Source organism: Streptomyces sp. S.PNR 29, assembly GCF_030386795.1.
In the GTDB taxonomy this organism is placed as follows: Bacteria; Actinomycetota; Actinomycetes; order Streptomycetales; family Streptomycetaceae; genus Streptomyces.
In genome coordinates this window covers 313,968-335,072 of record NZ_JANUQM010000005.1, presented here as the reverse complement: position 1 = coordinate 335,072, position 21,105 = coordinate 313,968, and the positions used below count along the sequence as shown (strand labels likewise).

Below are 21,105 nucleotides of genomic sequence, written 5' to 3'. Positions count from 1 at the left end.
GTCACTCCGGGGGCGAGTATCGACAAGCTCTGGGGGAGGGATGGGGGCGGCCGCGCCTCAGGGCCGTTCCGCCACCGCCGCCGGATCGTCCAGCACGGCCCGCACCACGGAGTGCGCGGCGCCCAGCAAGGGTCCCTCGGGCCCCAGTCCCGACACCGACACGGGGCAGACCGGACCCGCCGTACGCCGAGCCAACTCGGCCCGCAGGGACGGCAACAGCCAGGGCGCGAGACCGGACAGCGCACCGCCCAGCACCACACTCTCCGGGTCCAGCAGATTGACCGCCCCCGTCAACGCGATGCCGAGCGCCGTTCCCGCGTCGCGCAGAGCACCTCGTACGTCCTCGTCGCCCTCCGCGGCGCGCCCCGAGAGCAGTCCGACGCGGTCCTCGCCCGGCTCCAGACCGGCCGCGCGCAGCACCGCGTCCTCACCGGCGTACTGCTCCAGGCACCCGCGCCCGCCGCACGCGCACTCCGGTCCGTCCGGATGCACCGGTATGTGCCCCAACTCGCCCGCGAAACCACGCGTTCCGCGCAGCAGCAGCCCGTCCACGACCACGGCCGCACCGATGCCGATCTCCGCGGAGACGTGCAGAAAGTCCCGAGGGGTGCCGTCACCCAGCCAGAGTTCGGCCAGCGCGCCGAAGTTCGCCTCGTTGTCCACGGTCAGCGGGAGGTCCACGGGGAGCAGGGCGCCCAGGTCCGTGTCATGCCAGTCGAGATTGGGCGCGCGTACGACGGTTCGCGCGTCCCGCGCCACCAGCCCCGGGACCGCCACGGCGAGCCCGGCCGGCCACAGCCCCTCGCCCTCCGCCTCCGCGACGACCCGGCGCACCAGTTCGGTGAGCTCCTCGATCACCGGTTCGGGCGGGCGGGCGCGGTTGGTGCCGTGCCGGACGGCCCGCGACCGTACCTGTCCGCGCAGGTCGACGGCGCAGACCGCCAGGTGGTCCACGCCGACCTCCGCACCGATGCCGGCGGGACCGTGCCCGCTGACGGCGAGCGCCGAGCCGGGCCGGCCCACCCTGCCGGGACGTTCCGGGCCCAACTCCTCCAGCAGGCCCGCGCGGATGAGCTCGTCCACCAGGGTCGACACCGCCGCCCGCGTCAGTCCGATGTGCGAGGCGACGGCGGCACGGGAGAGCGGCCCCTCGGCGCTGACGGCGTGCATCACCCGGGCGAGGTTGCGGCGGCGCATGCCCTGCTGAGTGTCCGGCAGCGCGCGCCCACGACCGGGCGGGCGCGCCTCGTGCGGGGGTGCGGTCATGCCTCCGTCAGTCCTCAGTGGTGTCGGTACGGTCTCAGTGAGCGGGCCTCTCCAGGAGCGGAGCCGCGTCGGAGAGTACCCCGGCGATCCTGGCCAGCGTCTCCTCGTCCCGTTCCACCGCATCGAGCACCGGTCCGGCGGTCGTGTTCCAGCGCCGGGCGACCGAGGCCGGGTCCTCGCCGGTCAGCAGCCCGGCCGCCTGTGCCGCGGCACCGAGCGCGACCAGTTCCTTGGCCTCGGGGATCTGGACGGGGCGCCCCGACAGCCGTCGTACGGTCTGCTGCCAGGCCGTGCCCCGGGCGCCGCCGCCGATCAGCAGCAGGGGCGCCGAGCGGTCCGCGTCCTCGTCGAGCACGAGGTCGAGCGCACCGAGCAGTGAGTGGACGGCACCGTCGTACGCCGCCTGCAGCAGCTGGCCGGCGGTCGTGTCGTGGCGCAGGCCGTGCAGCAGCCCGGAGGCGTTCGGGAGGTTCGGGGTGCGTTCGCCGTCGAGGTAGGGCAGGAGTGTGACGCTCGTGCCGGGTTCGACGGCCTCCCGGTCCAGGCCCAGCAGGGTGGCGACGCGGTCGACGGCGAGCGTGCAGTTCAGGGTGCAGGCCAGCGGCAGCCAGTCGCCGTGCGCGTCGGCGAAGCCCGCGACGGTGCCGGTCGGGTCTGCGGGGCGTCGTTTCGACACGGCGTACACCGTGCCCGACGTGCCGAGGCTCATCACCGGCATGCCGGGGCGCAGTCCGAGGCCCAGCGCGGCGGCGGCGTTGTCACCGGTGCCGGGGGCGACCAGGGTGCCCTTGGAGAACGGCAGGTCGTGGCTGTCGCGTACGGTGCCCGCCACCTCGCCGGGCCGGACCACACGCGGCAGCAGCGCCGGGTCGAGGCCCACGTGCGCCAGGATCTCCTCGTCGTACGTCTCCGTCCCGGACGCCCACCAGCCGGTGCCGGAGGCGTCGCCGCGATCGGTCGTGCCCTGCCCGGTGAGGCGCTCGGTGAGGTAGTCGTGGGGGAGGCGTACGGCCCTGGTCGCGCGGACCGCCTCCGGCTCGTTCTCGGCCAGCCACGCCCACTTCGTGACCGTGAAGGAGGCCGCCGGGACGGAACCGGTGCGTTCGGCCCAGAACTTCGCCCCGCCCAGCTCCTCCGTCAGACGGCGGGCCTGGGGCGCCGAGCGCACGTCGTTCCACAACAGGGCCGGGCGCACCGGCTCGCCCCGGTCGTCCAGCGTGACGAGGCCGTGCTGCTGCCCGCCGATCGCCACCGCGGCGGCCTCGTGCGCCGCCTCCCCGCACTGCTGCAGGGCCTCGCACAGGGCGTCCCACCACTGGCGCGGATCGCTCTCGCGGCCGGCCCCGGAGGACACCGTGTGCGGCGCCTGGCCGCTCGCGACGACCCGGCCGGTGGCCGCGTCGACCACCAGCGCCTTGGTGGACTGGGTGGACGTGTCCACGCCGACGACGAGCGGACCCTCGGCTGCTGACATCGGGCTACTCCCTCTTCCGCGGCTCAGCGGGATCTGACCTGGGGCTGTGGCGGTGTGCCGGGGCCACGGCGGCCCTGGCCCGACAAGCATCACTCCTTCAGGGACATCTTGTCCCTTCCCAGGGATGCGTCCGCATACTAATTTGTAAACCGCCATGACGAAATAGTCGTAAGCGAGCAAGGAGCCGCGGCATGAACTACCAGCCCACCCCCGAGCACAGGTTCACCTTCGGCCTGTGGACCGTCGGCTGGCAGGGAAGGGACCCGTTCGGCGATGCCACGCGGCGTGCCCTGGACCCGGTCGAGACGGTGCAGCGCCTGGCCGAGCTGGGTGCCTACGGTGTGACCTTCCACGACGACGACCTGATCCCCTTCGGGTCCTCCGACACCGAGCGCGAGTCGCACATCAAGCGCTTCCGCCAGGCTCTGGACGCGACCGGCATGACCGTGCCGATGGCCACCACCAACCTCTTCACGCACCCCGTCTTCAAGGACGGCGCGTTCACCGCCAACGACCGCGACGTGCGCCGCTACGCCCTGCGCAAGACGATCCGCAACATCGACCTGGCGGTCGAGCTCGGCGCCAAGGTCTACGTCGCCTGGGGCGGCCGTGAGGGTGCCGAGTCCGGCGCCGCCAAGGACGTACGGGCCGCACTGGACCGCATGAAGGAGGCCTTCGACCTCCTCGGCGAGTACGTGACCTCCCAGGGCTACGACATCCGCTTCGCGATCGAGCCCAAGCCGAACGAGCCGCGCGGCGACATCCTGCTGCCCACCGTCGGCCACGCCCTGGCGTTCATCGACCGCCTGGAGCGGCCCGAGCTGTACGGCGTCAACCCCGAGGTCGGCCACGAGCAGATGGCCGGGCTGAACTTCCCGCACGGCATCGCGCAGGCCCTGTGGGCGGGCAAGCTCTTCCACATCGACCTCAACGGCCAGTCCGGCATCAAGTACGACCAGGACCTGCGCTTCGGCGCCGGTGACCTGCGGGCCGCGTTCTGGCTGGTCGACCTCCTGGAGAGCGCCGGTTACGACGGGCCGCGCCACTTCGACTTCAAGCCGCCGCGGACCGAGGACCTCGACGGCGTGTGGGCCTCCGCCGCGGGCTGCATGCGCAACTACCTGATCCTCAAGGAGCGTTCGGCCGCCTTCCGCGCCGACCCGGAGGTCCAGGAGGCCCTGCGCGCCTCCCGCCTGGACCAGCTCGCGCAGCCCACCGCGGCGGACGGACTGCAGGCGCTGCTCGCGGACCGCACGGCCTTCGAGGACTTCGACCCGGAGGCGGCCGCCGCGCGCGGGATGGCCTTCGAGCGCCTGGACCAGCTGGCGATGGACCACCTGCTGGGGGCACGCGGCTGAGCGCACGCGCGTGTGTGTGCCGTCTGCCGACGGCACACACCGGTCGCGCGCGGTGCGCGTAGACGGCGGTGATGGGCGGCCCCCACGCGGAGTGCTCCGGCATCATGCGATCCATGGGATGAGTCTGTGTCCCCTTCCGCGGAAGCCAGGATCTCGGCCAGGTGCACTGGGAGGATGTCCTGTATGACGCAAGACGCCCCGGGCCCGGGTGAGGGCGAGCCGCTGTCCGTGGTGGCGGCCGCGATCGTTCAGGAGGGGCGCCTGCTGGTGGTGAGCAAGCAGGCCGCTCCCGATGTCTTCTACCTGCCCGGCGGCAAGCCCGACGCGGGCGAGGGCCCGCTGGAGGCCCTGTTCCGGGAGTTGGACGAGGAGTTGGGGGTCGAGCCCCTGGAGCCTCGGTTCCTGGGGCACGTCGAGGCCGTGGCCGCCCTGGAGGGGGTGCCCATGAAGTTGACCCTCTTCGAGGCACACATCGACCGGGCACCCCGGCCGGCCGCCGAACTCGCCGACCTGAAATGGATTTCCGGGCACGAGCGCGACGTCCGGCTCTCGCCCGCCCTCACGGACCACATCCTCCCCCTGCTGAGGCGACGCGGTGCCCTGACACGGTGACTCCCTCCGGCTTCATCCGGACGGTTCCTCATCGAAGGCCACCTCCGTCCAGGCCAGAGCCGTCGCCGGATCCTGCGCCGGGCCGCCGGCGGGCACCCAACCGCCGCGCTCCTTGCGATACGGCCACCACCGGCCGTCGCGTCCCAGACGCAGCTGACTCGGTGCGCCGACCACGGTCCACCGGTTGTTCCGCTGCCGCAGCGACGGCCGCTCGTCCTCGTCCCAGGCCGACTCCAGGGCGGCACGCGCGCGTGCGAGCGCTTCGCCCTCGACCGCCCACTCCTCCTCAAGCACGGACAGCGCGGCCACGCCCCCGTGGCCCCACGCGCGCACAGCCACTGCGAGCTCCTCCCGACCCCGCCCCGACCCGCCCGCGAGCCGGTCCTGCGCGCCGCTTCCGAGATCGCCCGCGGCCAGGCGCACGGCGTCCTGAGCGACAGTCAACTCCGCTTCCAGCGCCTGCCGCTCGTGACCGGCTCGGAGCGCCTCGGCGAGCAGGCGGTGGGCCTCCGCGGCGGCTCGGGCGGCCAGGACCTCCAGGGCGGCCGGGTCGATGCCGGGCGGGGGCGGGGTCTCGGTGTCCGGGGAAGGCGGCACACCCGGCTCCCAGGGGAGCTCGGGCAGGCCGGGCAGCGGCGGCAGGATGTCCCCCACCGCATACGCCTCGACGGCGTTCACCCCCTCCGGCTGCGCGGACCGCTCCTCGGCGGGCGCGCCACTGCGGGCCTGCAGGTCCTCCAGCACGGCGCGTTCGCCGCGTCCCCGCATCAGCAGCAGGACGAAGGGGTCCTGGTCCAGCAGCCGCGCCACCTGGTAGCAGAGCGCCGTCGTGTGCCCGCAGTGGTCCCAGGCGCCGCAGTCGCACTCCGCTTCCAGATCGCCCATGCCCGGCAGCAGCTCGATGCCGGCGGTCGCCGCGTCCTCGACCAGATGCGGAGGCATCTCGCGGTCCAGTAGCGCTGCGACGTGCCCGGCCCGCTCGACGGCCAGGTCCAGGAAACGGTCCCACTGTGCTTCGGACAGCTCCTCCAGCAGGACGTCGGCCCGGTGCGCCGTACGGTCCCGGTCCTGGACGACGGCGGTGATGCGCCCCGGTCGCACCGACACCGCTCCGACCGCTCCGGCGCGCGCGAGCCGGCGGCCCGTCTTCACCTGCGCCGAGTCCAGCGCGGCGTCCTCCAGTGCCTTCAGCCACGCCTGACCCCACCACGTCTGCGCGAAACCCCGCCCCCGCGCGGGTGGCAGCGCGGCGAACGTGCGCTCCGTGTCACCGTCGTGCCGAGTCATCGCGTACCCCCTCGCAGTTCCACCAGTTCGGCCAGCTCCGCGTCCGTCAGCTCCGTGAGCGCCGCCTCGCCGGAGCCGAGCACCGCGTCGGCCAGCTCCCTCTTGCGGCTGAGCAGAGCGGCGATGCGGTCCTCGATGGTCCCCTCGGCGATCAGCCGGTGCACCTGCACGGGCCGTGTCTGGCCGATGCGGTGGGCGCGGTCGGTGGCCTGCGCCTCGACGGCCGGGTTCCACCAGCGGTCGTAGTGCACGACGTGCTCGGCCCGCGTGAGGTTCAGTCCGGTGCCCGCCGCCTTCAACGACAGCAGGAAGACGGGAACGTCACCGTCCTGGAAGCGCCGCACCAGGGTCTCCCGCTCAGCGACGGGCGTGCCGCCGTGCAGGAACAAGGAGGCCACGCCACGGGCCGTCAGGTGCCGCTCGATGAGACGCGCCATCTGCACGTACTGGGTGAAGACGAGCACGCTCGCCCCTTCCGCGAGGACGGTTTCCAGCAGCTCGTCCAGGAGTTCCAGCTTCCCCGAGCGGCCGGCGATCGTCGGCCGCTCCTCCTTGAGGAACTGCGCCGGGTGGTTGCAGATCTGCTTCAGGCCGGTCAGCAGCTTCACGATCAGTCCGCGCCGCTCCATGCTGCCGGCGCCGGAGATCTCCGCGAGCGCCTCGCGCACCACCGCCTCGTACAGCCCCGTCTGCTCCTTGGTGAGCGACACGGCGTGGTCGGTCTCCGTCTTCGGCGGCAGCTCGGGCGCGATGCCGGGATCCGACTTGCGGCGGCGCAGCAGGAACGGCCGTACGAGCCGGGCGAGCCGTTCCGCGGCAGCCGGGTCCTGGCCGCCCTCCACGGCTCGCGCGTACCGCCTGCGGAACGTGCCGAGCCGGCCCAGCAGTCCCGGGGTCGTCCAGTCGAGGATCGCCCACAGCTCCGACAGGTTGTTCTCCACCGGAGTGCCGGTGAGCGCCACACGCGCGCGTGCGCCGATGGAACGCAGCTGCCGCGCCGTGGCCGAGTACGGGTTCTTCACGTGCTGGGCCTCGTCCGCGACGACCAGGCCCCACGCCACCTCGGCGAGCCGCTGCGCGTCCAGGCGCATCGTGCCGTACGTGGTGAGCACGAACTCCCCGTCGGCAAGGCCCTCCAGATCACGCCGCGTGCCGTGGAAGCGGCGCACGCGCGTGCCGGGCGCGAACCGCTCGATCTCCCGCTGCCAGTTGCCCATGAGGGACGTCGGACAGACCACGAGGGTGGGGCCCGCGGCCGAGGCGTCGGTCTGCCGGTGCAGGTGCAGGGCGATCAGCGTGATGGTCTTGCCGAGACCCATGTCGTCGGCGAGACAGCAGCCGAGGCCCAGGGAGGTCATGCGGGCCAGCCAGTTGAGGCCGCGCCGCTGATAGTCCCGGAGTGTGGCCGCGAGAGCGGCCGGCTGACCCACCGGCTCCTGTGCCTCGGGGTCCGCGAGGCGCTCCCTGAGCGCCGCCAGCCATCCGGTGGGCCGTACCTCGAACCGCCGGCCGTCGATCTCGGCGGAGCCGGTCAGCGCCGCGGCCAGGGCGTCCACGGGCGTGACCTTCTGGTCCTGCCGCGTGCGGGCGCGCTGCGCCTCCCGGGGGTCGATCAGAACCCACTGGTCACGCAGTCGTACGACGGGGCGGTGGGCCTCCGCGAGACGGTCCAGTTCCGCACGCGTGAGCCTTTCGTCGCCCAGGGCGAACGACCAGTTGAAGGCGAGCAGTGCGTCGGCGGACAGGAACGAGGACCCTTCCGGCGAGAGCGTGCCGGGCTCCGGCTCGTCGTCGGGCGGGCCGACCTCCGCTCGGGTGGTCAGGCCGCGGGTCAGCTCCTTCGGCCAGTGCACGTCGACTCCGGCGCCGGCGAGCGCCCGGGTGCCCTCCCCGAGGAGGTCGGTGATCTCCTCGTCGGCGAGTTCGACCGCCTCCGGCACGGCGGCCGACAGCAGAGGCGCGAGCGGAGCCCAGGCCCGGGCCGCACGCCGGAGCGCGAGCAGGGCGTCCATCCGCGCGCGCGGGCCCAAGGCCACGCTCGTGGTATCGCCCCACACCTCGGCCGCGTCCGCGACGAGCGCGGGATCGCTCATGCTGTGCACCTGCGGTACGGCCCGGAACGTCAGCGCCGCGCCCTCGGGCGCGGTGGCCGTCAGACCGGGCACCTCGATCCGCAGGGACAGCCGTACACCCGCGTCATGGCCCGCCGCGACATCGGCGGCCCAGGTGCGCAGCTCGGGCAGGCACAGTGGCTCCCGTACCGCGTAGGCAGGTCCGCCCGTCAGGAGTGCGGCGGCGGGGGAGCGCGGCAGCGTGTCGGCGACGGCGTCCAGGAAGGCGCGCAGCAACCGCTCCGGGTCGGGCAGCAGCAGGGGCTGGGCGTGCTCCACCGGCACGGCGTGCGCCTCGGGTGGCATCGCGGCGGCGAGGTGACGCATCCGCTCGACCTCCTCCGAGCGCAGCGGGCCCGCGCGCCAGGCGTCGTGATCGCCCTCGGACAGGCCGGGCAACAGCAGTCCGCGCGCCACGAGGTGCAGGGCGTGCACGGCGGCGGCGCCCCAGAACGCCGTCGCCCGGTGCCCGTGCCCAGCGGCGCGCGCACGTGTGAGAACCGGCAGAGCCGCTCGCACCGGCAGCAGCACGGCGGGCACGCTCACCAGCTCGGCACCGTCGCCGCCGGGTAACACGACCGCCAGGTCGGCGGTGGTTCCCGATCCGGCGTCCGGAGGGGCCGCACCGTCGGGTCGCCAGAAGGCGAGGCAGCCGGTGCGGGCGGGGTCGCCGGGCAGGAACACCGCGCAGCAGTGGGCCAGTTGGGATATTTCGGAGGGTGTTGCCGCAGGAGTCGTCTGCACGGCTGTGGTGTATTCCTCAAATTTGACTAGTGGAGCGGAGTTGCCGATGATACAACATTCCCGGCGGCTACCCAGTATCTCTGGTCTGTGATTTGGGTCACCATCAAGGTGAGGGCGGTGTTCCCCCGGAGAGGAGTGGTCATCGGCGGGGTCTCAGGGATGAGTCAGGGTCCCGCCTCAGGGGCGCCTCAGGGTCGCGGTGCGGAACCGCGGGAATCGCGGGTCCGTTTTCAGGACAGAGAGCGGCAATGGCCGTGAAGGAGGCGACGCACATGTCGAAGAACGCCAAGATCGCCGCAGGGGGTGTGGCGGCCGGGCTCATCCTGCTGATCTGGCTGCCCTGGTGGGCCGCCCTCCTGATAATCCTGGGAGTCCCGGCCGCCGCATACCTCACACTCGACCCCTCGCAGCGGCGCAGGCTGCGCCGTGTCACACGCAAGGAGCTCGGCCGCTGAGCGCCTGACGTCCCGGTGCGGCAGGACCACCGGCTTGCTGAAGCCGACCGCGTCGCCGTCCGCGGGCCCGCCGACCTGTGGTCCGCGGACGGCTTTGTGGCGGGATTCCTGGCACGGGGAGCTGCCGGTTCGACGGCGGTAGGGGTCGTCGACCGGGTCGACGGCGCGGAGCAGAGGCAGGGGATCGGCTGTCCGTCCGTACGCGGCCAACGCCGGCCCCGACGGGGTCGGTCGCCCTTCCCGGCCGGCCTGTGGCGTCACCGCGGCGCCCGCCGGGTTCAGCTGGGACGTACGGCCATCTTGTCGAGGGCCTCCAGCAGGCCCGGCAGCTCCGGTCCCCGGCCCACCGGCAGCACCTCGCCGGGTTCCTCGTCGAGCAGGACGAAGGCGATGTCGTCGGTCCTGGCCACCAGCGACCAGCCAGGACCGTCGACACGCAGCGTGCGCGCGTCACCCGGCGCGAAGGACGACCGGACGCGGCCCAGGGGCGGCGGCGCGTCGACGTAGGCGCGGGCCTCCGCCAGTGCCCGCCGGATCCCCCTGTGGCCCTTGCGCCCGTTGTCGCTTCCGGCCTGCTGCGGGGCGTCGGCCGTATCGGTCGTGTCGGCCGGTGGAGAGAAGGCGGCGTCGTCGACCTGTTCCCGCCACAGCGACCACTGCAGCGCGATCGTGTCGGCGCCCAGGCGCCGTTGCGCGGGCCCCCAGGTGGACGTGTCCGGCGCCGACAGCGCCGGACCGTCGCCGAGCCCGGGATCGGGGTCGTGCGGCGCGGGAACGCCGGGAGCCGCGACGGCGACCTCCAGGGGCCAGCCGGGCAGCGCCGCCACGACCGAACGATCGTCGGGCGACAACTCGTACTCCATGCCGCAGTCCCATGACGCGATGGCGACGGCGACCAGGGAGACGTCGTCGATGACCACGGTCCACCGGGCGCCCTCGCCGTCCTGGCCGAGTACCAGACCGTACCCGTCGGCGAGCGGCGGCAGACCGAGCGCCGCGCACGCCTCCGGGTAGTCGTCACCCAGCACGCTCGGGTACTGCGCCGGCGTCAGCAGGGCCGCCGTGAGTACATAGAGCGCGTCGTCGGCGGTGGCGACGGCGTCCTCCTCCGTCTCGGGCATCCCAGCCTCCCCATCAGTTCGTCCGATCGCGCGCACCCTAGTGCGACAGGAAGGCGGTTGTCACGACCTCTCAGCCCACTCGGAGCTGCAGTTTTCCGGCTGGACGGGGCGAATCGACCACACGCCGCCGGCGGGTCAGGCCGCCGGAAGCCCGAGGAGCGCGCGGGCGACGGCGCGGGGCGACTCGCCGCGTTCCCGAGCCAGCGCGATGACGGCCCTGCAGGCCAGCTCGTTCACGCCGAACGACAGCGCCTCCGGCGACACCCAGCCCGCGGCCTCGTCGATCCCATCCCGATCGTCCTCCGCGCACGCCGAGACGTACGCCGCGGCAGCTTCGAAAAGATTGTGTGTGGGTTTGTCCCGGCCGGTGTTCGCCCCTGCGCGCGCGGCGTCGAGGAATCTGGCGCAGGCCTTGCGGACCCTGCCGAACATGCTGACCACCTTCTCCCTGTGTGGTTGCCATGACACACCGCCCATCTCCCGATCCTCAACCCGGAGTTGGAGCCCCGACGACAGAAGGGGCAGGAGGCGGCCGAGCACTGCGAACGGCGGGAACGCGGCTCAGCCGTCGAGTGAGCCGAGCGTCTCGCGCAGCCAGGACAGTTCTGCCCGGGACGTGGCACGCGCGATGGTGAGGATCCCGCGCCGGAAGGGATCGTCCATCTCCTCGGCGCGCAGCGGACGGTCTCCGTCGTGGAAGAAGCTCGCCGGCTGTTCCAGGAAGGCCAGCCTGCGCCGGAGCACGGCCGCCTGGGCGGCGGCGTCGTCCAGGTGCCGGAGGAAGGCGAGCACCGTGAACCAGCGGTTCTCGTCGGTGATGTCGCGCTGCGCGGGCTCGGCGAGTCGGCGGCGCAGTTCCTGCCTGCCCGCTTCGGTGAGCGTCAGGACATGACGCGGCGCGGCCACGGTGCCCGGAGCCGTGGCGCGCGCCAGGAGGCCCGCCTTCTCCAAGCGCTTGATCGCGGGATACAGCGTGCTCTCGGCGACGGGCCGCACGTGCCCCGTCAGCGCCGTGATGCGCTTGCGCAGCTCATAGCCGTGCAGCGGGGTGTCGTACAGGAATCCGAGGATGGCGAGCTCCAGCATGCCCGCATTCTTCAGCATCCCGCTGTACATCGCAGCTTCTGTACATCGGGTGAAGAATACCTCGTAACCGAGGTATTCTCTCTCGGCGCGCCGACAACGGTGGTGTCACGAATGAGGGAGGGTGCGTTGCAGCAGGCCGAGTTCGACGGCAAGGGGAGTTGCATCCGCTGGACAGAGGCACCGGGCGGGGAGCCGGCGCGGGTGTACGTGCACGGGCTCGGGTCGGTCTCGGCCGTGTACCACGCCCACATAGCCGCCCGTCCCGAACTCGCCGGCCGGCGCAGCCTGTTCGTCGATCTTCCCGGACATGGCATCAGCGACCGGCCCGCACACTTCGGCTACTCACTCCAGGACCACGCCGACGCCTTGGCGGCGGCGCTGGACGCGGCCCGACTGACCGGCGCGGAGCTGATCGCGCACAGTATGGGCGGCGCCGTCGCGATCGTGCTCGCCCACCGGCGGCCCGAACTCGTCTCCCGCCTGGTCCTCACGGAGGCCAACCTCGACGCCTTTCCGCCGCCGACGGCCGGCAGCAGCGGCATCGCCTCCTACGAGGAGGAGGCCTTCGTGAACGGTGCGTACGCGCGCGTGCTGGAGAAGGCCGGCCCCACGTGGGCGGCGACGATGCGGCTGGCCGACCCGCGTGCCCTGCACCGCTCGGCCGTCGGGCTCAGGCACGGATCCGAGCCCGTGATGCGCAGCATCCTGCAAGGGCTGCCGATCGAGCGCGTGTACCTGCAGGGCGAGTTCAGCGGCGACCTGGAGGGCAGGGACGCCCTGGAGGCCGCGGGCGTGCGCGTGGTGTCCGTGCCCGGCGCAGGGCACAACGTCATGTTCGACAACCCGGACGCCTTCGCGGCGGCGGTCGCGGGGCGGGGCTGAACCGTCAGTCCTCGCGGACTGCCAGCGCCAGGAAGCGGGCGTCCTCGTCGACGTACGACGTCATGCGCCACCCCGAACGCTCCAGAAGCGGGCGCAGATTGGGCTCGGCGCGCAGGTCGTCCGGCGTGATCCGGCGGCCCTGGCGGGCCGCGAGCGCGGCCCTGCCGATCGGATGGAACAGCGACAGGACGCCGCCGGGGCGCACCACACGGGCCAACTCCCGCAAGTCGTCCGCCGGATGCGGCAGATGCGCGATCAGGCCCGCGGCGAACACGGCGTCGAGTGACCGCGACCGCAGCGGCAGCGCGGTGACATCGGCCAGCAGCAGGTGCCCGTCACGGTCCCTGCCGGCCCGTACGGCGGCCTGGAGCATGGCCGGGGTCAGATCGGCCCCGACGACCACTCCCGAGGGCCCCACGGCCGTACGCAGCGGCGGCAGGGCGCGTCCGGTGCCGCAGCCCGCGTCGAGCACGCGGTCTCCCTCACGCAGCCCGAGGCCGGCGACCGCGGCCGCGTAGGCGGGACCGTCATCCGGGAACCGGCTGTCCCAGTCGGCGGCGCGGGCCGTGAAGAACTCCTGGACATGTGTGTGGTCGTCGCTCATGTTCCGCATGATCCCTCACCGGCGCAGATGACATCGCAGTGCACACGTTCGAGCATGACGCGATCGTTCAGGTACATCTCTTCGACATATTCCAGCAGCTTTCGAAATGCGCTCCGGTTGTGCGCCCCCTCCAGGACTAGCGTCCCGGGGCCATGGGACACCTGGACCACGCCGCCCTCGGCTGGCTGACCCCCGTGCTGTCGTACGCGATGGCCTGCACCGGCGCCGCCCTCGGGCTGCGCTGCACCGTCCGCGCGCTCGCCGCCACCGGCCGTTCGCGCCGCAACTGGCTCGTCACCGCCGCCTCGGCGATCGGCACCGGCATCTGGACCATGCACTTCGTGGCCATGCTCGGCTTCAGCGTCAGCGGCACCGACATCCGCTACGACGTGCCGCTCACCGTCGCGAGCCTGCTGGTCGCCATGATCGTCGTCTGTGCCGGCGTCTTCGCCGTCGGCCACAGCCGTGACCGCGGACGCGCACTGCTGCTGGGCGGGCTCACCACCGGGCTCGGCGTGGCGAGCATGCACTACCTGGGCATGGCCGCGGTACGTCTGCACGGCGAGGTGAGCTACGACCCGATGCGCGTCGCCCTGTCCGTCCTGATCGCCGTCGTCGCGGCGACGGCGGCCCTGTGGGCGGGGCTCAACATCAAGTCGCCCCTCGCGGTCACCGTCGCCTCCCTGATCATGGGCGCGGCGGTGAGCAGCATGCACTACACAGCCATGTTCGCGGTGACCGTGCACGTCACGCCCTCCAGCGACGTCCTGCCCGGCGCTACGGCGATGCAGTTCGTCTTCCCCCTCGCCGTCGGCCTCGGGTCCTACCTGTTCCTCACCTCGGCCTTCGTCGCGCTGTCGCCGACGGCGGGGGAGCGGGAGGCGTCAGCCTCGGCCCAGCAGCCGGTCGAGAGCGCCGCCCGCTAGCGGCGGCCACGCCCTGAACCACTCCCGAGCGAGGAGGCCATGCGTACACCCCGTAGCACCCCCACAGCCGGCGCCGAGCCGCCGCCCCCGCAGCCCGTCCGCGGCCGCCGCGCGCACGCCGGACCACCCGCCGACGAAGGCCCGCACGAGCCGCCCACGGACACCGCGGCGGACGGGGCGCCCCCGCGCGCGGGGCGTCGGCACATACGGCCCCGCACCGTACGCGCCAAGATCGTCTGCCTGCTGATGGTGCCGGTCGTCTCCCTGCTGGCCCTGTGGGCGTACGCCACCGTCAGCACCGCCCAGGACATCTCCCGGCTGCGGCAGGTGCAACGCGTCGACGCCAGGGTGCGAGCCCCCGTCGCCGCCGCCGTCGCCGCTCTGCAGGCCGAGCGCGCGGCAGCGGTACGCCGTGCGACCGAACCGTCCGCGGTGCCGGGCCGCGACTACGAGGAACTCTCGGAAAGCACCGACCAGGCTGTGGCCAAGCTCCGGCTCGGCGACCGCAACACCGTCGCCGACGGCGAGGAACTGCCCACCGGCGTGGCCCAGCGGCTCGAAACCTTCGTCGCCGGAGCCGAGCGGTTGCGCTCGCTGCGCGCCGATGTGCTCGACCGTCGCGCCGGCTGGCAGGAGACGTACGAGCGGTACACGAAGACCATCGCGACGGCCTTCGGCCTGGGCGGCGCCCTCACCGGTATCCAGGACGGCGACCTCGGGTCGGACGCGCGCGTGCTGCTCGAATTCTCCCGCGCGGGAGAGGCGTTGGCCCAGGAGGACGCGGCACTGGCCAGTGCCCACCTCGCCGGCGGGCTCACGGGCGAGCGGCTACGGCTGTTCACCGGTGCCGTGGACAGGCGCCGCGCCCTCACCGAGTCGGCCGTCGCCGACCTGCGCGGCTCCGAACGCGCCGCCTGGCGCAACCTTGCCGACAGCAGCGCCTACGCCGCCCTGAGCGCCGCCGAGGACAAGGTCCTCGCGAGCGGTCCGGGCGCCCGGGCGGTCGCCGCGGCACCCGAAGCGAGGTGGGACACGGCACACACGCGTGTGCAGGAGGGCATGCGGGCGATCGAGGAGCAGGCCGGGCGCGGAGTGGCGGACCGGGCCGACCCGTTCACCCGCGGTCTGCTCACGCCGGCCGGTGCCGCGGTCCTGCTCGGGCTCGCCGCCGTCGCCGCGTCCCTCGTCATCTCCGTGCGCATCGGCCGCGGCCTCGTCGTCGAACTGGAGAGCCTGCGCAACAGCGCCCTGGAGATCGCCCGGCGCAAACTCCCCGGCGCCATGCGGAAACTGCGCGCGGGCGAGGAGATCGACATCCAGGCCGAGGCGCCGTCGGGACCGCCCGCCGAGGACGAGACCGGGCAGGTCGCCGAAGCGCTCACCACCGTGCACCGCGCTGCGCTGCGGGCCGCCGTCGAGCGCGCCGAACTCGCCAGCGGCATCTCGGGAGTCTTCGTCAACCTCGCCCGCCGCAGCCAGATCCTCGTCCACCGTCAGCTGAGCCTCCTCGACAGCATGGAGCGCCGCTCCGACGACCCGAACGAGCTGAGCGACCTCTTCCGCCTGGACCACCTCACCACCCGCATGCGGCGCCACGCGGAAAGCCTGATCATCCTCTCCGGTGCCGCACCCGGCCGTGCCTGGCGCATGCCCGTCTCCCTGACGAACGTGGTCCGCGCGGCCCTCTCCGAAGTCGAGGACTACGCGCGCGTGGAGGTACGGCAACTCCCCGAGGCGTCCGTCGTCGGCGCGGCCGTCGCCGATCTCACCCACCTTCTGGCCGAGATCATCGAGAACGCCGCCCAGTTCTCGCCTCCGCACACACGCGTGCGCGTCACCGGCGAACCCGTCGGCAACGGCTACGCCGTCGAGGTGGAGGACCGAGGTCTCGGCATGGGCAAGGAGACCCTCGCCGAGGCCAACCGGCGTATCGCCCACTCCGAGGCGCTCGACCTGTTCGACAGCGACCGGCTCGGCCTGTTCGTGGTCAGCAGGCTCGCCGCCCGGCACGGCATCCAGGTGCACCTGAGGCCATCGCCGTACGGCGGCACCACCGCGGTCGTCCTGCTGCCCACCGCCCTGCTGCACAGTGGCGCCACGGAACCCTCCTCCCGTGAGACGGCGGAGGCACGGCAGCCCGAGGAACACGCGTACGCGCGCGTGCCCGGCACCGACCGGCAGCAGGAGCCCGTGCCGGCACCGGCCGGCCGGCCCGCACTGGTGGCTCCCGTACCGGCCGCCGCGGAGACCACGACTCACACACCACCCCCGGGAGTCGCCACCTTGCGCCTGCACCGCCCCCAGGACGACTCCGGCGAGTCCGACGACCTGCCCCGCCGCGTACGGCAGGCCAGCCTCGCCCCCCAACTGCGGGACGGACGTCCCGAGGAACCGGCGCCGGCGTCCGCCCCACGCGACGACGAGCGCACCCCCGAACTCGTACGGGACCGCATGGCGGCGTACCGCGACGGCTGGGCGCGCGGTGGTGGCAGGCAACCCGGCCGCGGCGCCGCTTCCGGTCCCGCGGCGGGCAGTGACAGCAGCGAAGGAGACCCCGCATGATCCAGGACCCGGGCATGAAGGCCGCCCAGCGAGCCGGAGAACTCGACTGGCTGCTGGACGACCTGGTCGTGCGCGTGAGTGAGGTACGGCACGCCGTGGTGCTGTCCAACGACGGGCTGGCCGTGGGAGCGTCGACCGGCCTGAGGCGCGAGGACGCGGAACACCTCGCCGCGGTCGCCTCCGGCTTCCACAGCCTGGCCAAGGGCGCGGGCCGCCACTTCGGCGCCGGCGGCGTGCGCCAGACCATGGTGGAGATGGATGACGGCTTCCTGTTCGTGGCCGCGGCGGGCGACGGCTCGTGCCTCGCCCTCCTCACCGCCGTCACCGCCGACATAGGCCTCGTGGCCTACGAGATGGCACGGCTGGTCAAACGCGTCGGTGAGCACCTCCACACGGCACCGCGCGCCGCCGCGCGACCGCCCGCCGGATGAGACGCAAGGGCGGTCGGAACGGATGACCGAGGACATGCCAGACGCCCCGCGCGCGCAGGGCAGCCAGTGGTACGACAACGAGGCAGGGCCGCTGGTCCGCCCGTACGCCATGACGGGCGGCCGCACCAGGCCGGGCCCCACCGGCGTGCGCTTCGATCTGATCGCCCTCGTCACGCTGGACCCGGGCGCGCCCGGTGTCGACGACACCGCGCTCGGGCCGGAACACCGGGCGCTCATCGACCTGTGCCGCACGGAGACCCAGTCGGTCGCCGAACTCGCCGCCGGCGCCGACCTGCCCGTGGGCGTGGTCAGGGTGCTCCTCGGCGACCTGCTCGAACTCGCCTGCGTCACCGTCAGCCGCCCCGTACCGCCCGCGCAACTGCCTGACGAGCGGATTCTGCGCGAGGTGATCGCGGGATTGCGAGCGCTGTAGAGGAAAGTTCACGCCCACCCGGACGCCGATGGCGCTCACCTTGCGCATGGTTCCGGGCACCGAATGACCGCCGACCGGTCACATCGGCTGCATAACTGTCCAACTCACCACAGGCACACGTCAGTTGTCATGATGCTGACTCCGGCACTCCCGAGAGAAGTGATCGATGGTCTCCGAGCACTCCGATGCCACAGACGGCGAGACGACCGCCCTGGCGTTGAAGATTCTGGTCGCCGGCGGTTTCGGCGTGGGCAAGACCACCCTGGTGGGCGCGGTCAGTGAGATCAGGCCGCTGCGTACCGAGGAACTGCTCAGCGAAGCAGGCCAGTTGGTGGACGACACCGGCGGTGTGGACCAGAAGGTCACGACGACCGTCGCCATGGACTTCGGACGGATCACCATTCGGTCGGGGCTGTCCCTCTACCTTTTCGGGACACCGGGCCAGGACCGTTTCTGGTTTCTGTGGGACGAGCTGTCGCAGGGTGCCCTGGGCGCCGTCGTCCTGGCCGACACCCGGCGCCTGGCGGACTGCTTCCCCGCGGTGGACTACTTCGAGCACCGGCGCATTCCCTTCGTGGTGGCGGTCAACTGCTTCGCCGGCGCCCGACTCCACGGCGCCCAGGACGTCGCGCGCGCCCTCGACCTCGACCAGGGAACGCCCGTGGTGCTCTGCGATGCCCGTGACCGCGACTCGGGGAAGGAGGTGCTGATCCGGCTCGTCGAGTACGCCGGGCGGATGCACACCGCCCGACTGCTCGACTCCGTGAGCTGACCGGCAGGGCGCGGTTCGGCGGACCGGCAGGGCGCGGTTCGGCGGACCGGCGCCTAATCCGCCACGCCCTTCTCCGCCAGAACCTTGTCGATCGTGACGCGGACGAGGAGTTCGCCCGGCACGCCGTTGCGGGCACCGAACTCCTCTGCACGCTCCTCACCCATGTACCGCGCCCCGATGCGGGTGGCCCAGTGCCGCAGTTCCTCAAGGTCCTCCGAAAGCCGGGCACGGCCCCGCAGCACCACGAACTCGTACGGCGGCCGGTCGTCGTCCACGCACAGGGCGACCCGGCCGTCCCGCGCCAGATTGCGTCCCTTCACACTGTCCTTTCCGGTGTTGAACACCACCTCGTCACCGTCCAGCAGGAACCAGACGGGAGTCACATGAGGACTCCCGTCGGCCCGGACGGTGGAGAGCTTGCCGGTGCGGGTGCCGTACGAGACGAACTCCCGCCATTCCTCGTCGGTCATCTTCTGCGCCATGCCTCCCATCCTCCTTGCTCGGAGCCCGGCCGTGGGGAAGGCTGGCGAACAGATCCTCCGGCCAGGGGGACGCATCGCACGGGGAGAACACGGGGAGACCGGATCATGGCGCAGAACCAGGGACTTGGCTGGCTGCTGGACGACCTGACCGAGCGCGTCGAACATGTGCGGCACGCACTCGTCCTGTCCAACGACGGACTGGTCACGGGCGCGAGCACGGGACTGCGACGCGAGGACGCGGAGCACCTCGCCGCCGTCTCGTCCGGACTGCACAGCCTGGCCAAGGGCTCGGGCCGCCACTTCGGCGCCGGCAGAGTACGCCAGACGATGATCGAGTTCGATGACGCGGTCCTGTTCGTCACCGCGGCGGGCACCGGCAGCTGTCTGTGCGTGCTCAGCGGCGCCGAGGCCGACATCGGCCAGATCGCCTACGAGATGACGCTGCTCGTCAACCGGGTCGGCGAGCACCTCGACGTGGACGCCCGGCAGCCCGAGCGGGCCCCTGTCGTAGACCTCTGACCTGGCCTTTCGTCACCCCCGCGGAGTTATCCACAGGCTCGCCACGAGATCGGCCGAAGCGGCTACGGTTTTTTCAGGCGGGCGCACACGGAGCCGGCCAGGCACACTTCACGACTCCACGGGGGAGACGAGCATGTCCGGCAACACCATCACGCATGCGGCCACGGGCACCATCGAGCAGATCACCAGCACCCGTGACACCTCGGTCACGCAGAGCCGAGCGGCACGCGAACTCGGCTTGAAGCGCAGCGAATTCGATATCGGCGTACATCTGGGGCGCATCCGCACCGTTCCCGACGACGGGGGAGGCGGCCGGCGCGTCACCCACGCCGAGATCGAACGGCTCCGCGCCCAGGAGGGCTTTCCTCAAGCACTGCGGGACAGCGTCAAGGCCGTGGGAGCCGCGGAGGGCGCGGCCCTGATGGAGGTGTCCAGGGAACGGTTCACACGCCTCGCACGGCTGGGACTGCTGATGCCCGTGAAGTTCTACCTGAACCGTTACCGGACCGTGATCTGGCTCTATCTGGCCGACGAGCTACGGCAGTTCGCGGCGGACAGGGAGAACGCCCCGCTGCTGAAGGGGCGTACGCCAGAGGCACTGAGGACCCTGCTGGGCAGAGGAGTGGATCTGCGTCCGCGCAACTGGCGCAACCGGCACCTGGGGTTCATGCTCCGTCAGGCGGACGACTCGTGGGCGAGGGCCGCCGTCGTGGCGTCGCTGCTCGACCCGGTTCAGCTCTCGGAGGTCGTCAGGGACCCGTACGAGCGGTCCTATCTGAACCGGATCCGCCCGGCGCCACCGGCCCACGGCTCACCCGGCTCACCGGCCGCGCAGCTCGCCGAGGAACTCATGACCGCGGACGACCCGGACGAGATCGCATGGCTCCGGGCCGGGCTGGCGCAGGAACTGGACGACGCACGCGCACACCGTCCGGCGCCACGCCCCGCCCCGAAGCCCGCCACAGCCCGCCCCGCACCGGAACGGAAGCCGACCGCGGAGACCGAACGATCCCGCGGCCTGCTGAACTGGCTGCGCCGCAGAAGCTCGTGACCACAGCGCCCTGGCCTGTCGGGTTCTCTCGCCGCCATGTCAGCCCAGTTTGCGGAACAGCCCTTCCTGTACGACCGACACGACCAGCCGGCCCTCGCGGTCGTAGATCCGGCCGCGGGCCAGACCCCGACCGCCGACCGCGATAGGCGACTCCTGGTCGTACAGCAGCCAGTCGTCCGCACGGAACGGCCGGTGGAACCACATCGCGTGATCCAGCGACGCCATGTCGAAGCCCCGCGGGCCCCACAGGGGTTCCACCGGGATGCGCACGGCGTCGAGGAGAGTCATGTCACTGGCATAGGTCAGGGCGCAGGTGTGCACGAGCGGGTCGTCGCCGAGCGGCCCGACGGCGCGCATCCACACGGCGCTGCGCGGCTCGGCGTCCTTCACCTCCTCGGCACTCCAACGCAGCCGGTCCACATAACGGATGTCGAACGGCTGGCGGCGCGCCATCCGCTCCAACTGCTCCGGCAGCGAGCCCAGATGCTCCCGGATCTCGTCCGTGACCGTCGGCAATGACTCCGGATCGGGCACCTTGCGGGCCGGCGGCAGCTGGTGCTCGAAGCTCCCTTCCTCGGTCTTGTGAAAGGAGGCGGTGAGATTGAAGATCGTGCGGCCCTGCTGCACGGCGGTGACCCGGCGGGTCGTGAACGACCGCCCGTCCCGGACCCGCTCCACCTGGTACACGATCGGCACGCCCGGCCTGCCCGGGCGCAGAAAGTACGCGTGCAGCGAGTGCACAGGGCGGTCGCCGTCCGTGGTGCGCCCGGCGGCGACCAGCGCCTGGCCCGCCACCTGGCCGCCGAAGACCCGCTGCAAGGACTCCTGCGGGCTGCGGCCGCGGAAGATGTTGACCTCGATCTGCTCCAGGTCGAGCAGGTCGACGAGCCTCTCGGCCGGGTTCGTCGTCATGGGTGCGTTTCTCCTGT

At 72.4% G+C, this 21,105-nt stretch carries 21 protein-coding genes; 11 read left to right on the top strand and 10 right to left on the bottom strand.

What is annotated here, in order from left to right; all coding sequences use genetic code 11:
• Window positions 1-57: 57 nt before the first annotated feature.
• Both NW895_RS16460 and xylB read right to left on the bottom strand, forming a co-directional pair.
• Window positions 58-1,266, bottom strand: coding sequence for an ROK family transcriptional regulator (locus tag NW895_RS16460; RefSeq protein WP_289936293.1), 1,209 nt, complete (start codon window positions 1,264-1,266; stop codon window positions 58-60).
• A 34-nt stretch (window positions 1,267-1,300) separates the two neighbouring features.
• A complete protein-coding gene (gene xylB, locus NW895_RS16455; protein WP_289936292.1) occupies window positions 1,301-2,740 on the bottom strand; it encodes a xylulokinase in 1,440 nt (479 codons plus the stop codon).
• A gap of 191 nt (window positions 2,741-2,931) precedes the next feature.
• Between xylB and xylA the strand changes: the two genes are divergently transcribed.
• Window positions 2,932-4,098, top strand: a complete 1,167-nt coding sequence (gene xylA, locus NW895_RS16450) for a xylose isomerase (protein ID WP_289936291.1) — start codon at window positions 2,932-2,934, stop codon at window positions 4,096-4,098.
• Between the two features lie 183 nt (window positions 4,099-4,281).
• On the top strand, window positions 4,282-4,710 hold the full coding sequence (locus tag NW895_RS16445; protein ID WP_289936290.1) for an NUDIX domain-containing protein: 429 nt from the start codon (window positions 4,282-4,284) through the stop codon (window positions 4,708-4,710).
• Window positions 4,711-4,722: 12 nt separating this feature from the next.
• On the opposite strand, the gene NW895_RS16440 is transcribed toward NW895_RS16445, so the two are convergent.
• Window positions 4,723-5,997: an SWF or SNF family helicase gene (locus tag NW895_RS16440; protein WP_289936289.1), complete on the bottom strand. Its 1,275-nt coding sequence runs from the start codon at window positions 5,995-5,997 to the stop codon at window positions 4,723-4,725.
• The gene (locus NW895_RS16435) at window positions 5,994-8,852 is read right to left on the bottom strand and encodes a DEAD/DEAH box helicase (protein ID WP_289936288.1); all 2,859 of its coding nucleotides are present in this window, start codon (window positions 8,850-8,852) and stop codon (window positions 5,994-5,996) included. The genes NW895_RS16440 and NW895_RS16435 overlap by 4 nt, the downstream gene beginning before the upstream one ends.
• A 272-nt stretch (window positions 8,853-9,124) precedes the next feature.
• Between NW895_RS16435 and NW895_RS16430 the strand changes: the two genes are divergently transcribed.
• Window positions 9,125-9,307 (top strand): hypothetical protein, encoded by a 183-nt coding sequence (locus tag NW895_RS16430; protein WP_187827720.1) that lies wholly within the window; start codon window positions 9,125-9,127, stop codon window positions 9,305-9,307.
• A gap of 278 nt (window positions 9,308-9,585) precedes the next feature.
• On the opposite strand, the gene NW895_RS16425 is transcribed toward NW895_RS16430, so the two are convergent.
• From NW895_RS16425 to NW895_RS16415, 3 genes are all read right to left on the bottom strand, one after another.
• Entirely contained in the window at window positions 9,586-10,428 is an 843-nt protein-coding gene (locus tag NW895_RS16425; protein ID WP_289936287.1) for a hypothetical protein, read from the bottom strand.
• 135 nt (window positions 10,429-10,563) lie between these two features.
• The gene (locus NW895_RS16420; protein ID WP_289936286.1) at window positions 10,564-10,860 is read right to left on the bottom strand and encodes a hypothetical protein; all 297 of its coding nucleotides are present in this window, start codon (window positions 10,858-10,860) and stop codon (window positions 10,564-10,566) included.
• A gap of 129 nt (window positions 10,861-10,989) precedes the next feature.
• Window positions 10,990-11,514: a PadR family transcriptional regulator gene (locus NW895_RS16415; protein WP_289936285.1), complete on the bottom strand. Its 525-nt coding sequence runs from the start codon at window positions 11,512-11,514 to the stop codon at window positions 10,990-10,992.
• A gap of 126 nt (window positions 11,515-11,640) precedes the next feature.
• Here NW895_RS16415 and NW895_RS16410 point away from each other — a divergent pair, with 126 nt between their 5' ends.
• Window positions 11,641-12,396 (top strand): alpha/beta hydrolase, encoded by a 756-nt coding sequence (locus tag NW895_RS16410; RefSeq protein WP_289936284.1) that lies wholly within the window; start codon window positions 11,641-11,643, stop codon window positions 12,394-12,396.
• 4 nt (window positions 12,397-12,400) lie between these two features.
• Here NW895_RS16410 and NW895_RS16405 read toward each other — a convergent pair whose 3' ends face one another.
• Window positions 12,401-13,000 carry a class I SAM-dependent methyltransferase gene (locus NW895_RS16405; RefSeq protein WP_289936283.1) on the bottom strand — a complete coding sequence of 200 codons (600 nt, stop codon included), beginning with the start codon at window positions 12,998-13,000 and terminating at the stop codon, window positions 12,401-12,403.
• 152 nt (window positions 13,001-13,152) lie between these two features.
• Between NW895_RS16405 and NW895_RS16400 the strand changes: the two genes are divergently transcribed.
• The 5 genes from NW895_RS16400 (at window position 13,153) to NW895_RS16380 (ending at window position 18,124) form a co-directional block, all read left to right on the top strand.
• A complete protein-coding gene (locus NW895_RS16400) occupies window positions 13,153-13,926 on the top strand; it encodes an MHYT domain-containing protein (RefSeq protein ID WP_289936281.1) in 774 nt (257 codons plus the stop codon).
• A gap of 39 nt (window positions 13,927-13,965) precedes the next feature.
• Window positions 13,966-16,488 (top strand): nitrate- and nitrite sensing domain-containing protein, encoded by a 2,523-nt coding sequence (locus NW895_RS16395; protein WP_289936280.1) that lies wholly within the window; start codon window positions 13,966-13,968, stop codon window positions 16,486-16,488.
• The gene (locus NW895_RS16390; protein WP_289936279.1) at window positions 16,485-16,919 is read left to right on the top strand and encodes a roadblock/LC7 domain-containing protein; all 435 of its coding nucleotides are present in this window, start codon (window positions 16,485-16,487) and stop codon (window positions 16,917-16,919) included. The genes NW895_RS16395 and NW895_RS16390 overlap by 4 nt, the downstream gene beginning before the upstream one ends.
• 22 nt (window positions 16,920-16,941) lie before the next feature.
• Complete coding sequence (locus tag NW895_RS16385; RefSeq protein ID WP_289936278.1) at window positions 16,942-17,352, top strand: DUF742 domain-containing protein; 411 nt, start codon at window positions 16,942-16,944, stop codon at window positions 17,350-17,352.
• Between the two features lie 166 nt (window positions 17,353-17,518).
• Window positions 17,519-18,124, top strand: a complete 606-nt coding sequence (locus NW895_RS16380) for an ATP/GTP-binding protein (protein ID WP_289936277.1) — start codon at window positions 17,519-17,521, stop codon at window positions 18,122-18,124.
• Window positions 18,125-18,177: 53 nt separating this feature from the next.
• Here the strand turns inward: NW895_RS16380 and NW895_RS16375 are convergent, their stop codons facing one another.
• Window positions 18,178-18,606 carry a PPOX class F420-dependent oxidoreductase gene (locus NW895_RS16375; protein ID WP_289936276.1) on the bottom strand — a complete coding sequence of 143 codons (429 nt, stop codon included), beginning with the start codon at window positions 18,604-18,606 and terminating at the stop codon, window positions 18,178-18,180.
• Window positions 18,607-18,711: 105 nt separating this feature from the next.
• Here NW895_RS16375 and NW895_RS16370 point away from each other — a divergent pair, with 105 nt between their 5' ends.
• Both NW895_RS16370 and NW895_RS16365 read left to right on the top strand, forming a co-directional pair.
• Window positions 18,712-19,125 carry a roadblock/LC7 domain-containing protein gene (locus NW895_RS16370; protein ID WP_289936275.1) on the top strand — a complete coding sequence of 138 codons (414 nt, stop codon included), beginning with the start codon at window positions 18,712-18,714 and terminating at the stop codon, window positions 19,123-19,125.
• Between the two features lie 133 nt (window positions 19,126-19,258).
• Window positions 19,259-20,176 carry a DUF6397 family protein gene (locus NW895_RS16365; protein WP_289936274.1) on the top strand — a complete coding sequence of 306 codons (918 nt, stop codon included), beginning with the start codon at window positions 19,259-19,261 and terminating at the stop codon, window positions 20,174-20,176.
• Between the two features lie 39 nt (window positions 20,177-20,215).
• Here NW895_RS16365 and NW895_RS16360 read toward each other — a convergent pair whose 3' ends face one another.
• Window positions 20,216-21,088: an acyl-CoA thioesterase II gene (locus NW895_RS16360; RefSeq protein ID WP_289936273.1), complete on the bottom strand. Its 873-nt coding sequence runs from the start codon at window positions 21,086-21,088 to the stop codon at window positions 20,216-20,218.
• Window positions 21,089-21,105: the final 17 nt, after the last annotated feature.